The 13,393-nt window shown below is 45.6% G+C and carries 15 protein-coding genes; 5 read left to right on the top strand and 10 right to left on the bottom strand.

Translation table 11 applies throughout. The features are described from left to right. Positions 1 to 248: 248 nt before the first annotated feature. The 6 genes from ACYCS5_RS18455 to ACYCS5_RS18430 form a co-directional block, all read right to left on the bottom strand. Positions 249 to 1,763 carry an MDR family MFS transporter gene (locus ACYCS5_RS18455; protein WP_459759919.1) on the bottom strand — a complete coding sequence of 505 codons (1,515 nt, stop codon included), beginning with the start codon at positions 1,761 to 1,763 and terminating at the stop codon, positions 249 to 251. 172 nt (positions 1,764 to 1,935) lie between these two features. Further along, the gene (locus ACYCS5_RS18450) at positions 1,936 to 3,495 is read right to left on the bottom strand and encodes an ABC transporter ATP-binding protein (protein WP_459759918.1); all 1,560 of its coding nucleotides are present in this window, start codon (positions 3,493 to 3,495) and stop codon (positions 1,936 to 1,938) included. 60 nt (positions 3,496 to 3,555) lie between these two features. Beyond that, a complete protein-coding gene (locus ACYCS5_RS18445; protein WP_220026966.1) occupies positions 3,556 to 4,143 on the bottom strand; it encodes an ECF transporter S component in 588 nt (195 codons plus the stop codon). Positions 4,144 to 4,299: 156 nt separating this feature from the next. Beyond that, a complete protein-coding gene (locus tag ACYCS5_RS18440; RefSeq protein WP_318627587.1) occupies positions 4,300 to 5,058 on the bottom strand; it encodes an energy-coupling factor transporter transmembrane component T family protein in 759 nt (252 codons plus the stop codon). Beyond that, on the bottom strand, positions 5,042 to 5,638 hold the full coding sequence (locus ACYCS5_RS18435; protein ID WP_459759917.1) for a GNAT family N-acetyltransferase: 597 nt from the start codon (positions 5,636 to 5,638) through the stop codon (positions 5,042 to 5,044). Before ACYCS5_RS18435 ends, ACYCS5_RS18440 begins: the two co-directional genes overlap by 17 nt. Before the next feature lie 170 nt (positions 5,639 to 5,808). Next, positions 5,809 to 6,102: a hypothetical protein gene (locus ACYCS5_RS18430; RefSeq protein WP_165148363.1), complete on the bottom strand. Its 294-nt coding sequence runs from the start codon at positions 6,100 to 6,102 to the stop codon at positions 5,809 to 5,811. 272 nt (positions 6,103 to 6,374) lie between these two features. On the opposite strand from ACYCS5_RS18430, the gene ACYCS5_RS18425 reads away from it, so the two are divergent. Together ACYCS5_RS18425 and ACYCS5_RS18420 are read left to right on the top strand one after the other, a co-directional pair. Further along, positions 6,375 to 6,854: a GAF domain-containing protein gene (locus ACYCS5_RS18425; protein WP_029515824.1), complete on the top strand. Its 480-nt coding sequence runs from the start codon at positions 6,375 to 6,377 to the stop codon at positions 6,852 to 6,854. A 90-nt stretch (positions 6,855 to 6,944) separates the two neighbouring features. Further along, entirely contained in the window at positions 6,945 to 7,421 is a 477-nt protein-coding gene (locus tag ACYCS5_RS18420) for a hypothetical protein (RefSeq protein WP_459759916.1), read from the top strand. A 96-nt stretch (positions 7,422 to 7,517) separates the two neighbouring features. Here the strand turns inward: ACYCS5_RS18420 and ACYCS5_RS18415 are convergent, their stop codons facing one another. After that, complete coding sequence (locus ACYCS5_RS18415) at positions 7,518 to 8,282, bottom strand: MerR family transcriptional regulator (protein WP_459759915.1); 765 nt, start codon at positions 8,280 to 8,282, stop codon at positions 7,518 to 7,520. A 264-nt stretch (positions 8,283 to 8,546) separates the two neighbouring features. Beyond that, positions 8,547 to 8,918, bottom strand: a complete 372-nt coding sequence (locus tag ACYCS5_RS18410) for a MerR family transcriptional regulator (protein WP_029515827.1) — start codon at positions 8,916 to 8,918, stop codon at positions 8,547 to 8,549. A 571-nt stretch (positions 8,919 to 9,489) separates the two neighbouring features. Between ACYCS5_RS18410 and ACYCS5_RS18405 the strand changes: the two genes are divergently transcribed. Both ACYCS5_RS18405 and ACYCS5_RS18400 read left to right on the top strand, forming a co-directional pair. After that, positions 9,490 to 9,954, top strand: coding sequence for an AbrB/MazE/SpoVT family DNA-binding domain-containing protein (locus ACYCS5_RS18405; RefSeq protein ID WP_029515828.1), 465 nt, complete (start codon positions 9,490 to 9,492; stop codon positions 9,952 to 9,954). Between the two features lie 562 nt (positions 9,955 to 10,516). Continuing rightward, positions 10,517 to 11,380: a hypothetical protein gene (locus tag ACYCS5_RS18400; RefSeq protein ID WP_459759914.1), complete on the top strand. Its 864-nt coding sequence runs from the start codon at positions 10,517 to 10,519 to the stop codon at positions 11,378 to 11,380. Positions 11,381 to 11,491: 111 nt separating this feature from the next. Here ACYCS5_RS18400 and ACYCS5_RS18395 read toward each other — a convergent pair whose 3' ends face one another. Then, positions 11,492 to 12,058 (bottom strand): NAD(P)H-dependent oxidoreductase, encoded by a 567-nt coding sequence (locus ACYCS5_RS18395; RefSeq protein ID WP_459759913.1) that lies wholly within the window; start codon positions 12,056 to 12,058, stop codon positions 11,492 to 11,494. 44 nt (positions 12,059 to 12,102) lie between these two features. Then, a complete protein-coding gene (locus ACYCS5_RS18390; protein ID WP_459759912.1) occupies positions 12,103 to 12,243 on the bottom strand; it encodes a hypothetical protein in 141 nt (46 codons plus the stop codon). A gap of 232 nt (positions 12,244 to 12,475) precedes the next feature. Here ACYCS5_RS18390 and ACYCS5_RS18385 point away from each other — a divergent pair, with 232 nt between their 5' ends. Beyond that, entirely contained in the window at positions 12,476 to 13,387 is a 912-nt protein-coding gene (locus ACYCS5_RS18385) for a helix-turn-helix transcriptional regulator (protein ID WP_459759911.1), read from the top strand. Positions 13,388 to 13,393: the final 6 nt, after the last annotated feature.

Raw genomic sequence — 13,393 nt, 5'->3', positions numbered from 1 at the left:
CAGAAACAAATTTTTTGTTACAATTTCTTAAGACTTTTTTACTATTTTGTTACCTATACCATATGAATATATCGCAGTCTCAAGGGGATTTTTATTTCCTTTTTGTATGCTGGGAAATTTATTGGTCCTATGCGAGGTGTTTTTTTGTTGAATCATTAGGAGGAGAGACCTTTGAATAAAGAGATAGCCCGGACTTTTATTCAAAGGTCCGGGCTATCTCTTTTATAATGAAAGATTTATATTATTTTTTATGCGTGTTCTCTTTGTGGTGTCTTTACGCGCTGATCTGCCTCTTCTTCCGTACCCGGCGGACGGTTCCGCAGTCCGAGCACGACAAACCAGCTAATCACTGCAATAACGACCATGATAACGAACAGGGAATGCAGACTGTTTTCCAGTACAGAACGAAGCAATCCGGCAACCTTGTCACTTAGACTCTGTGAAGCATGAGGTGCAAGCAGACCGTTAATATCCTCCTGCGTAACCCCTTGCTGTGTAAGCTGTCCTTCTGCTGTCTGGGCAGCAATGCGATAATTCAGCCATGAACCGAAGGCAGCAACCCCGATCGTTTGCCCCAACGTGCGCAGGAATGTATTCAAAGCTGTAGACGCGCCACGCAACTGGAACCCGACCGAGGACTGGGCAATAATCGTAAACACAGTTATCGAGAAACCGAATCCCAGTCCATACAACAATGTAGACAGGAAGAGCAGCCAGATCGGAGCCGTTTGGCCCATCAAGGTCATGACGAAGGCTCCCAATACAATCAGGGTCAGTCCAATCAATGAGGTTCGACGCGAGCCCAGCGTCAGCAAAATGCGTCCTCCGATCATAGAGCCAAATAGCCAGCCTATGGACATTGGAGCCAATGCGAGACCAGATGAAGCGGCATCCCCACCGTATACACCTTGAATCCATAGTGGAAGATAGCTAGTCAGTCCGATCAGCAGGGTGCTGACTAACAGGGCTGCGGCACAGGAAAAAGCGATATCCCGTATCCGAAATAGCTTTAGTGGCACCATCGGTTCCTGGGCGCGTTTTTCGATAACCAAAAACAGAATCAGGAACAAAATGGCTACGGTAGCCAAGGCCAGCAATTCAGGAGAAGCCCAACCGATATACTGTCCGCCCAGTGCCAATACGAGCAAGAGGGCCGTCATCCCGATGGTAAAGGTCACTGCTCCCGGCACGTCGATACGCGCGGTACGCTTGCTTACCTGTTCCCGCAAGTAACGGGCGATGAAGAACATAGCCAGCAATCCAAAGGGAACGTTAAAGCCGAAAATCCACTCCCAGCCAAAATAGGTAACCACATAACCACCCAAGAGAGGCCCGATCAGGGAAGAAATTCCCCATACTGAGCTGATCATGCCTTGGACTTTGCCGCGTTCCTCCATTTTGTATATATCACCGATAATGGTAAAGGTAACGGGAATGACACCCCCCGCACCAATCCCTTGAATGGCCCGATAGATAATAAGCTGCTCCATACTACCAGCCAGCATACAAAGCAAAGAGCCAAGGACAAATAACGAACAGCCAATTAAAAAAATGGGTTTTCGTCCAAACAAATCGCTAAGCTTGCCGAAAATAGGCGTGGTTACAGCCATCGTTAGCAAATATGCCGTAAAAATCCAGCTGAGCAAATTCACACTGCCCAGTTCACTCACAATTGTCGGTCCCGCTGGACCGATAACCGTTCCTTCAATCGCGGCCAGAAAGGTGGCCAATAGAATACCTGTCAGCACGAGTCCGCGCTTCATAGGTTTATCGTTTCCCAAGCAAATCACAAATCCTTTCCTTGTACAAACTGTGTTGTATCTGTGCAGTTTTCCCTCTCAGATGGATGATTACCCACACTGTTAATCGTAAACAGGCGACCTATATAGGCCGCCTGTTGTGTACGATGTATAATATATTATTGTCTACATATCCTTAATTTTTGTCAACTGTAATCGTATGATAACTCCCGCTATCTTCCGTTTTATAGAGATATCCCTCTTCCATACGAAGAACATGGTCGGCAAAGCGTTCAGCTATCTGCAAATCGTGGGTAATGATCAAAAAAGCCGCGCCTTCAGCAGACTGCTCTGTGCACATATGGAGCAGGATGTTTGCCCCTTCGTAATCCGTTCCCGCAGTTGGCTCATCCAAAATGTAAAGCTTTTTGGGTAGGATGAACTGTGCCGCAACGCTCAAAAGCCTTTTTTCGCCTCCACTTAACAGGTATGGCGAAGCCTCTAGCCTGTGGTTCAGCCTGGCGGCGGCCAGCAAATGATGCGCCCGTTCCACATATGCGGCGGGAACTGGCTCCCCGTTCCGTAAACCAAGCTTGGCGCGCACGTTATACAAGCACTCTTCCCACACCGTTGCAGCTGCAAACTGATGCTCTGGCTGCTGGAACACATAGCCGATTTCGGTAGCCAGCTGGTGAATGGGCAGCTTCGCCATATCCTGCCCCTCCCACCACATGCACCCCTTCGGTGCAGGGAGTAGGCCCATGAGCAGCTTGCCGAGCGTGGTTTTACCTGAGCCGTTCTCGCCCAACAGCACGGCTCGTTCGCCAGGTACAAGGGCAAGACTCACGCCCTTGAGCGCCGGGCGCTGGCTGCCGGGGTAGGTGAAGGGCAATCCCTTCACCTCCAGCAACGGCTGTCCAGCGCGGTCCGCCGCTGACCCGGGCTTCGCGCCCGGCTCACACGGCACGTCTCCCCTCTCTGCGGAAGAGGGGAGCAGCCCCAAGGCGGCCAGCTGCGCACCATGTTCGCGCAGCAGCGTTTCGGGCGGACCCTGCAGCTGCACGGTCCCGCCCTTCAGGACGATGATGCGCTGCGCTGCCCGTGCGCCATCGTCTATGCGGCCGGACGCGGTAACTACCGTCCGGCCTTCGGCATGGAGCCGCCGACATAACAGGACGAAGTCGCAGACAGCCGGCGGGTCTAACTGCGCAGCTGCGTCGTCGAACACGACCAGCGGCGCTTCCAACGCCAGTACCGCAGCAATCGCGGTGCGTTGGCGCTGGCCTCCCGAGAGGCGCCGCACGAAGGAGTCGCGCTCGGGAGCTAGGCCGACGGCCTCCAGCGCAGCGGCAATGCGCTGCGCTATTTCTGCCGGAGGCACGCGCAGGTTCTCCGGCCCAAAAGCAATCTCGTCTTCGACGATTCCCTGCACCAGCTGGGCATCCGGGTCCTGAAGCACGACGCCGACAGTGGTGGCGACAGTAGCCAAATCAGCGGTATCGGGGTCCATCCCGTACACGGTCAGCTCACCCGTTCGTTCGCCCTCGCCAGAACGGGACAATCCGCCATGAAGTAGCTGACATAGCGTAGACTTTCCACTTCCGCTGGCTCCGACAATGGCTACATGCTCGCCCACCGCAATGTCCAGTGTCAGGCCATGTAACGCTGGCTCCACCTGATCATCATACCGATAGCCAAAATTCTTCAAGGATACGGCTATTTTACTGTTCAAATTATAATCGCTATGTTCATTCATAACTGAAATATCCTCGATCCCCATTGTTGAAGATATAACCACATGCATAGCCACCCACGGCTATGCACGTGAAGCGCGTCCTAGTTCAAACCGTTTTAACAGTCCCGTACGATTTAAGGCATCGCCCAGCACTTTCGTCAGCAGACCACACAGGACAATGCCGCTCAGGATACGAACGACCAGTGCAATCGTCAGCACCTTCCACCCCCAATGCATATAGCCAAACATATTGGCTGCCACAATAAACCACAGCGGAACCATAGCCCCACCCACTAGCATCAGCGAAACTGCGTTCCAGCGCCGATACCGCAACAAGGCAAATACCAACTCAGCCGCAATCATATAGCAGACAGCCGCCGCAATAATAGAAGCAATTCCATAGGCAGAGCCCATAAAAGACTGCACTACCGCACCAAATGCATAAGCAATAACCGCCGTACCCGGCTTACGAATAATATAATAGGCCAACAAACCGTATATCATGTACAGACCGACAATAGCGGAAGTTGCGATAGGCCCTCCCAGACTGTTTAATGTTTTGTTAATGATCGACAAATACACAGTCATGACGCCGTTCAACGTGGCCAGCATCGCCATGAGTACGATATCCAGCGTTGTAAACTTTGCAAACATACGAGATTCCTTCATATGTATTCTTGACTCCTCTCCCTATCTAATCTATAAGATTGCAGCTCTGATCCTTATACAAGCTGCTACTGTATAAATGTATTCATCTGCAGCCTTATTGTCAACCTAATTATATTTAAAAGGTTGACAATAAGAACAAAAATAAGAGGCTTCACTTTATAAGCTCCACCCTAAAACAGCCGTAGCTACTACAGCAGTCACAGCACATAAGTTGCCTAAACGCCCATTCTTCAGTGTGCGAAGATAGGTCCGTTCTGCATAAGCGCCGAAACCTTTACCCTCCATAGCCAGCGCCGTCTGCTGAACCCGTCTTACAGCATTCACCAACACGGCAGCCGCATACCCGCTCCACCATGATAACCGATTGCCCCACCCCCGTGGTGGTTCCTGTCCACGAACACGCCGTGCTGCCATAATTGTTCGCCCTTCTTCTTCCAATAAGGGGAGAAACGTCAGTGCCACTGAAATACCGAACGCAAACCGATAAGGAACACGCAAGCGCAGATTCAATGCCTGCACAAAATCTCGGGGATCGGTCGTCGAGAGATAGATATAAGACGCCAAAAACAACACAAAAATCCGCAACGTTAACGCCCCTGCGATGTCCAGTCCCTCTGCTGTAATGACAATGGGTCCCCATGAAGCCACGGGATGTCCTTCTCGAATCGCTAGGATAGACAATATAAAATATGGGATGCCTAACCCAATCAGGAATGACATAGCCCGAAGCTGGCGTGCTAAGGTCAAACGTGCGCCCAAGCCAGCCACAGCAATCAGTACAGCCAAGAGAACTGCTTCCCGCAGCGTCGAATCCCAAACCATCGACAGGAGGCTAAAGCATCCCACCCATATTAGCTTACTTAACGGCCCTAGTCTGTGCAGTGGTGATGAACCGCCGTTATACTGAAACAGCATTTCGTTGTGCCTCCAGTCTGAGCCATTCTTCATGCAGTAAAGAATACATCAGCATATCCTTAAAGCCTGTAGATGTATGCTGTACCTGCCGCAACAGTCCTTCCTGTGTCCAGCCCATCGAGGACAGCAGAGCTTGCGAGCCTGTATTGCGCGGGTCCACCAGCGCTTCGATCCGATTCAACCGAATCGTGTTATACCCGAATGACAGCACCAAGCGTAGCGCCTCGGTCATGTAACCCTGTCGCCAATAAGGCTTGGCTATCTCATAACCAATCTCAGCTTTATAAGCTCCCGCTGTCTGCCAATAATTAAAACCACAGCTTCCAATCAACTGCCCGTTCTCCTTCAGCTCTATTCCCCAGCGCAGCGCATCCTCCGTCTTCGCCAGCTCATTCAACAGCTCAATCATATCCTCTGCGTCCTCACGTCCTGACATACCAGAAAGGTTCATATAACGGTGAACCTCCGGGTCAGACCAGCAAGCGAACATGGTAGCCGCATCTCCGCTTTCCATTCTTCGCAGCCGAAGACGCGGACTCTCCAGCGGTGGTATATGCCCCTTACATGCATATGCACACATGTTTAATCATCCTTCCAGCATTTAAAATGACAATAAATATACGCTACATTTAAGCATACACCTTCAACAAACACAACCTTATTTAAAGCTGAGAAACTTATATATATAGAAGATGCCCTTCTGTTCCTAGGATTAGGAATTAGAAGGGCATCTTCTATTTTTATAAAAGATTAAACTGCGGTGCGCGTCGGTTTCTTCACAACATCCTTGTACAGTACGTCCAGCATCGACTGAATTTCCTGTAATTCATCGATCCCTGCACCGGTAATGCTGTACATATCATCATGCGGTGTCAGAAAGTTTTCCTGCGTCAGGTTTTCAAGCTCCTGCTTGACCTCACGTTCTCCTACACGGTAACCGCGCTCTTCCAACACAGGTTGAATATCTCTTATCGTGAGATCGTTCTGATGTGCATAAGAAAGCATCTGTATACGGATAAACAAGTTCTGAACATCTGCATGCATAATTGTAACTCCTCTCTGGCCTAGGCCAACCATGTTACACTGTTTTTACCCATAGAGGATAAGCTGGAAACAGATGAGGGCAACCCTTGCTGAATTACTTTCGATATTGTTTGCCCCGCTAAAACGTATAGTTTTCCACTTGACTGAATATGCACAATCGTTATATCTTAAATTAATTAACCAATGGTAAAAGCGAATTGCATAATTACCTATTTTTGGCGATATATACAACACTTCATGTGAAAATTTAATGTTAGGAGCGTGAACTCTACATGTTTCAAACTATACCTTACGAAGGCACACGTCATGAACAATTCGAATCCGTTCTCGGACAACTCCGGGCACTGATTCATGATGAATCCAATACCATTGCTAATCTGGCAAATGCTTCAGCATTACTCGGTCACTTCCTTCCAAATATTAACTGGAGCGGTTTCTATCTTTATGATGGCACTGAGCTTGTACTTGGTCCTTTCCAGGGCTTGCCTGCATGTATACGGATTCCATTGGGACGTGGCGTATGCGGTACCGCAGCAGCAGAACAACGAACGCTTGTTATAGATGATGTACATGCGTTTCCAGGACATATTGCCTGTGACGCTGCTTCCAATAGTGAAATCGTTATTCCCCTTGTCAAGAATGGGGAGCTGATAGGAGTGCTGGACATTGACAGCCCACTTAAAGGTCGTTTTGATCACGAAGATCGTGTATTCCTAGAGGAATTCACGGCTATTCTGTTAGCCAGCCTATAACCAAAAATAGCGCATATATATCGTCTTCCTTCGCCACAATATAGGAGGGTCTGAAACCCAAAACTATCCGGCGAAGGAGATTGATGATCAATGTTCAACAACATGGCTCCACAACAACAACTTCATCAATGTGAACAAATTATTCAGCAATTGGCACAACAAACACAGCAAGGAACCGCCATGTATCAGCAGTTGCTGCAACAAGAGCAACAAAATGCATCCAGCCTTGAAAACCTGATGCAACGTGAACGTAATGCAGCTCAAATGATCCAAACCGCAATCCAGGACCACCAAAAAGCTATGCAACAATACCAACAAGTTATTCAACTGTGTAGCCAGCTGGAAAACACTATCCGCTCGAGCAGCCAAATGACTCAGCCTGGATTTGGCGATAACTATGCTTCCCGTAGTATGCAACCATCCACCTTTAGTACAGGAAGCCACATGAATCACAGCTTTCCGCAGCATATGGGGTCGACCGGACAGCATTTTGCAGGCAGTAGTAACATGCAGCAGTTCGGAAACAGCAGTCAGCAAGGCATGAGAACAGTACCAAGCAGCATGTAAGCTGTTTTACACAAAAAAAGGGTGAACAGCAGGCCGTCAAATCGGCTTGTTGTTCACCTCTTTTTCATATCATTTAAGCCCTTTCATCAGCTGTTGCTAGTTTAATTCCCGTTCGGCCAGCACCTTCATTCCGTCTCGCAAATACTCAGCCAGCCCGGGGCGATAGCCTTCATACATTTTATTGAAATCCTCATGCTCGACATACAAGTCTCCCAGCCCGCTATAAATTTCTGCGGTAGGAGTATAAAATCGGCTTACCCATTGAAGATGACGGCGGATCAGCGCCTGTACTTCTTCACTGTTATGCTTCAATCCTTTATTCATGGCTTCAGCCAGCCGTCGATGAATCTGGTCAGCCTCTGCCTGCGAATCCAAATAATCCTCTTTGCTCCAGTTCTCCGTCGCCGTCTTGCTCTCCTGAATTGTTTTCTGAGCCTCTTGACCATAACGGTCTGTCAAATCATGTTCATACATTTCCTGCTTTTCCGGGTTAAACCCTTGGTACATTTGCTCTGGTTTCAATGCTTGTTCCCCTTTCAAATGAGCCACCGTTTCGTCGATGGTTTGTAGGAGAGTATGCAAGCGGAAGACTTTGGCCTCGACCTTGGCTCGATGCTCTTGCAAAACCTCGGCCTTTTGTTCCTTGGTTTGCTCCAGCACATTTCCAATTTCAGATAAAGGCAAATCCAGTTCCCTATATACCATGATTTGCTGAAGCCTCAACAGTTGTTCCTGTTCGTAATAGCGATATCCATTATTTCCAATATGATGCGGTTTCAGCAATCCTATTTCATCATAATAATGCAAGGTTCGTACGCTGATTCCCGACAGATTAGATACTTCCTTCACCGTATAAGCCATTCCGCTTCACCTCCCTTGCTTGACAGTCTACAGTCTCACGTGGCGTGAGAGTCAACGCCCCCACTTACCCACCTTGGTACTACACTTTTACCCTATAAGCGCATTGTGAACCGCTCATTTGCCAACCATTTTTCATACTTGCGACCTACAATCGGCATCTTTAGATAACTATGCAAAAAAAGCCCACCAACGCGTATTTTCAAATATGCTGGGGGCTCCATATATTCGATTTGACTTAACCACTATTTACAGATCAAACGATACCTAAGAGAGGCTTTTTCCCATAACCACACGATCATAAAAAGCTATCTTTTGAATAATTTTCTCCAAATTGTGCTGCGTTTGTGCCACATGTTCTTCCACCTTCTTTTTGTGGGCTACAAGGAAATCTCTTCTCTCTTGGATTGTGGCTTCTCCTTTTACATTTAGCTCAAGGTATGCCTTAATTTCTTCAATGGTCATCCCTGTATCTTTCATAGCCATAAGGAACCTGATCCAATCGATTTGTTTTTCGGTATATACCCTTCTTCCACCTTCATCCCGACCGACATCAGGTAATATGCCTTCTTTTTCATAATAACGAAGGGTAGATGCGGGCAATCCGCTCTTGATTTGAACTTCCTTAATGGAGTACATGGTTATTCCCCTCCTCATTCTTTTATTTTCTCTTCAAGTCAGCTTTAACGATAAGTATAAGTTTTCATAGTAAAGAGTGCAAAATTAAGATTCCTACTACCTTGCAGCAGCGAGGCAACCTTCTTATTGCCCGTCAGTCCGGACAGAAAATAGAACGTGGGCATTTGTGCCTCATAACGAAAATCGTCAACATGGCTGATAATATCGTCCACAATCTGGTCGGTCTGAAGACCTTCACGTGCTAATCGAGTTCATACCCGAACCACCTTATATTGCATCCAATTCTACACACCAAACGCCACCTCATACAGCATGGGGATCGATTGCCACCACAGCTTGCTCCTTATCCGGTATTACTAAAAATTTTATTGCCAGCAGAATATTATTTATGAATATATATCGGTAATTCTTTATAATTACCCTCACACATCCCCTAATAAATAAACATATATTGGTAATTACTTATATACTTTTCAACAGTTTACTAAATATATGCGATTGCTTCTCTAAGCCTATTCTTTTTTATCATAACTATTTAGTATTATAAGGATATAAAAAAGGAGGTTATCATTTGAAAAGTACAGGTATGACACGTCCCCTAGATGCGTTAGGCCGTATCGTTATTCCCAAAGAAATGCGAATTTCCATGGATTATAATGTGGGTGATCCTGTTGAGATTTTTGCAGATGAGGAAACCGGTATTCTCGCCTTTCGAAAATATACTGGGGTGACGTGTAAAATGTGTGGTTCAACAGAACAATTAACTTATTTTAGAGACAGCTTTATTTGCGGGGAATGTATTGAGAGTTTAAAGAAGGGGGTAAATTTCAGCCCAGTCCTAAGACCAGCCAAATCAGCTTTATCCAACTCACAACGATCTAATAAAGAGTCCAAACGTCTGCGGCGATCGACACAACAGATGATCGAAAGTCTAAAAGAATTAATGCAAAAGCACCCCAATGCAGCACAGCACGAATATGCCAAAATACTTGAGGTTTCCCAAGCCCGTATATCCCAGCTCAAAAAAATGCTATAACCACAGCTTGATACCCTACATAGATATACACCAGTGATTTCATCATGTACAGCTACTTTTGAACCGTGATACGCAGCATCATAGCTAACCGACAAAATGCAAAAACGTCCATGCGAAAATTCCAAACCAGGTATAAAGACCCACTGAATGACTTACAAGCGAGAACGCCTATAGCAAAAGGCAGTGCTACATTTAATATTGGTTCCTGAATTAAAAAATGGCCTTCTTTAATTAGAGAAGGTCATTTCATTTATTTATTCATTTTTCTGTAGTAAAACATCCTTGACCAAAAATAAACTGCACAACCTAGCGGTGAATGAAGCCCAAAAAGGTGAAAACCCCTCTATATCATCCCTTGACCAAAGCTATAGCAGCGGCCAAGCGTATTATTTTGGAAAAAATGAGGAATACAGGTCAGACCAGCCTATCACTAATTAGAATGCTTGTTTAACAGGGAGGGTATACGAATGCGCGTGCACTTTCCTTTAATTTTTCTCGATCTCTGCCGATAGTGATAGAGTATGCGTATTCATATTCAATATACATAGGAGGTACGAATTTAATGAGGTTAAACAATGCATCTCTGCCAGTAGCTTTCAATCGCATCAGCAAACAAGGGAATTCAATCAATAATTCGACGGTTCAACAGCTCAACCAGCAGACTGCTTCCCGTATGCAGCAGAATGCCCAGGCGGAAAAAAGTGAACGTACAGAGAAAATGCTGAATTTGAAGCAAATGAATAACAAAAGTGCGCTAGATGATGGATTGACTCAAAGCGCTCTCATTGATCGGGGATTAGGGGTCGTACAAGGAATATATACTGCATTGCATCAAAGCCTGAAAAACTCGGTAGATCCTTGGCTGGATGAATTGGATAAGATTGACCAAAGTAACGCATCTTCAGAATATAAGGAGCAAGCGAAGTCTGAAATCAAGGAACATCTTCAAGAAATGACGGATACAATTACAGGTTTATATGGGGGATTCTTAAAAGGAACTGCCAAAATGTATAACAAAGCCACCGATGGAGCATTCCAAGAGGTTATCCAGCCTAAAGATAGTACAACGCAGCAGACGGATGTCAATCTCTTGGATGTGAGTCCCCAAACATTAGGACTTGACCATATTACTGAAAGCGACGATATCCGAAGCCTATTTGCTAACGTATTGGCGAAGCTCGAAAGTTATGGCTCCACTCTGTCCCAAGTCAAAAGTGAATTCCAAAAAGCAAACAACTTGGATCAACACATCCTTGAGGCCGTCACCAGCAAGGTGAAAAGCAAGGAGCTGGACGCGATGGATAACGTTGTCTCGTACAAAGGGCTTGTGGACCGTAAATCCTTCGATCAATTGTTTGCTCAGGCCATCGAGCTATCTAAATCTTCGGTAAGCATTCATACTCAAGGCATAGATATCACTATATAGGCCCTGTTAAATTACCAATTCAGTTTTACTGCACTATCAAACATATTTATTGCACATTCCAAAAGAAGAAGGCTTAATATCACAGGCCTTCTTCTCCTTAACCTATTTTTATTAGGCTTTGCTGGCCATGTCTGCAATCTGGCGAAGCCACTTCTTACGCGTATCTTCATCAGATTGAGGTACCGACTCGAAAAATAGATGATACATGACGTCAAGTCCACAGTATTCAAATATACCTTTGTCGGACGTCAGGCGAAGGGCTTGATCCATGCCATTGCTGGCATATTCCGCATGTGATTTTCCTTGTGTATTGAGGATAATGGCTTTCTTTCCCTTGAGTAATCCCATCTGCACTCCATTTACATATTTATAAGCAAATCCGTAAGAGAATACGCGGTCTATATAGCCCTTCATAATGGCTGGCATCCCCGTCCACCAAATAGGATAAATAAAGGTGATTACCTCTGCCCATTGCAAATACTCCTGCTCCCGTACAACATCCTCTCCAATGCCTCCAATGACCTCGCTGCTGCTAACCACAGGTTGAAAATTGATTGCATATAGATCACGAACAACCACATCATGTCCTTTTTGCTTTAGCCCCTCGACTGCTGTGTTCAAAATCGCATGATTAAAACTTCCCTCAGATGGATGTGCGTAAATAATAAGATGTTTCATTGGTTTTCCTCCGTTTACTTTAAAGTAAGTGATTGATCAATTACTTAATTTTGTACACCTTCAATTAACTGAATATGCTCAATCCATAGTTCCGATAAAGATACGTTTGAGTAACCTTGAGCGGTATCCTGCTCATGAATAGCACCTCCATTGCTTGTTAATTGAGTTAGTAATTGATCAATCACTAACTCAATTGGCCTCAGTATAGTATATTCCTTTTTACTATGCAAGGGCTTTTTGTTCAACTTGTCAAAAAAATTATTTAAACATCTGATCCAAAGGCAGTGTTATTATCGCTGTTCAAAGAAAATAAAGTACCCCAGTTGATGCACATTAGGGTGTGATGTAGAGCAATCACTTAATATGACTTTATAATGTCATGTTATAAGGTGTATGCTACCGAGAGAGGTGAAGCGTATGCCGTTAAGCAGACATTTTGAAATCGTTTATATGTTACTCCATAAGAAAAAAGTGACTGCTGATGAATTGGCAGAACATTTTGAGGTTTCCACACGAACCATTTATCGGGACATAGATGCCTTAAGCGCAGCTGGGATTCCCATCTATAGCAGTAGAGGCAAGGGTGGCGGAATATCATTGATGGAGGGTTATGTCTTTAACACCTCTTTACTGTCCGAGCAGGAACAAGATGATATCTTAATGGCCCTTCAGAGTGTGGCTACCGCTACCATCCCACAAGTAGAAGAAGTACTGAACAAATTGAGTAGGCTTTTTAAAAAAGACATGGGTAACTGGATCGAGGTAGATTTTTCGCCATGGGGAAGCCCAAGCAGTCAGAGACAGCTATTTACTCTCATACGCAACGCAATAATTACAAACCATGTTATAAAGTTCCGCTATTATAACGTCGCCGGGGAACAGAGTTATCGTAGCGTCGAACCTGCCAAGCTCTTGTTTAAAGATAAATCCTGGTATGTGGAAGGTTACTGTTTAAATACCGAAAGTCATCGTGTATTTAAGATTAGCCGAATGAAAGAGATTGCAGTTACCGAAATTAGTTATGAGCCAAGAACGGTGGTAGCATCTACAGATACAAAGATGAACAACTTGCTTCATACCATTGAAGTAACTCTTCATATTTCTGCTCAAGGAGCTTACCGCGTATACGATGAATTTGCCGAGAAAACAATTACTCAGAAGGAAGACGGCTCTTATTCCATTACGGCACAATTTCCTGTAGGCAATTGGCTGGACAGTTATCTGCTGTCTTTTGGTCCCCTCCTTATAGAAGTTAGCCCCGAACAAGTACGTACAAGAATATTGGCTCATTTAGAAACGATGAAAAGAAATTTAAATGATCCTCTATAATATGAC

The sequence above is a fragment of the Paenibacillus sp. SEL3 genome, assembly GCF_054602585.1.
The sequence above is the reverse complement of the archived record's forward strand: the minus strand, read 5'-3'. Positions and strand labels throughout refer to the sequence as shown.

Coding starts and splice junctions, on each gene's coding strand:
- ACYCS5_RS18455 (WP_459759919.1), bottom strand. CDS start 1,763: ATGAAGCGCGGACTCGTGCTGACAGGTATTCTATTGGCCACCTTTCTG.
- ACYCS5_RS18440 (WP_318627587.1), bottom strand. CDS start 5,058: ATGCTGTTTCAGTATAACGGCGGTTCATCACCACTGCACAGACTAGGG.
- ACYCS5_RS18385 (WP_459759911.1), top strand. CDS start 12,476: ATGCCGTTAAGCAGACATTTTGAAATCGTTTATATGTTACTCCATAAG.
- ACYCS5_RS18415 (WP_459759915.1), bottom strand. CDS start 8,282: ATGGCTTATACGGTGAAGGAAGTATCTAATCTGTCGGGAATCAGCGTA.
- ACYCS5_RS18450 (WP_459759918.1), bottom strand. CDS start 3,495: ATGAATGAACATAGCGATTATAATTTGAACAGTAAAATAGCCGTATCC.
- ACYCS5_RS18400 (WP_459759914.1), top strand. CDS start 10,517: ATGAGGTTAAACAATGCATCTCTGCCAGTAGCTTTCAATCGCATCAGC.
- ACYCS5_RS18420 (WP_459759916.1), top strand. CDS start 6,945: ATGTTCAACAACATGGCTCCACAACAACAACTTCATCAATGTGAACAA.
- ACYCS5_RS18410 (WP_029515827.1), bottom strand. CDS start 8,918: ATGTACTCCATTAAGGAAGTTCAAATCAAGAGCGGATTGCCCGCATCT.
- ACYCS5_RS18395 (WP_459759913.1), bottom strand. CDS start 12,058: ATGAAACATCTTATTATTTACGCACATCCATCTGAGGGAAGTTTTAAT.
- ACYCS5_RS18430 (WP_165148363.1), bottom strand. CDS start 6,102: ATGCATGCAGATGTTCAGAACTTGTTTATCCGTATACAGATGCTTTCT.
- ACYCS5_RS18445 (WP_220026966.1), bottom strand. CDS start 4,143: ATGAAGGAATCTCGTATGTTTGCAAAGTTTACAACGCTGGATATCGTA.
- ACYCS5_RS18425 (WP_029515824.1), top strand. CDS start 6,375: ATGTTTCAAACTATACCTTACGAAGGCACACGTCATGAACAATTCGAA.
- ACYCS5_RS18435 (WP_459759917.1), bottom strand. CDS start 5,638: ATGTGTGCATATGCATGTAAGGGGCATATACCACCGCTGGAGAGTCCG.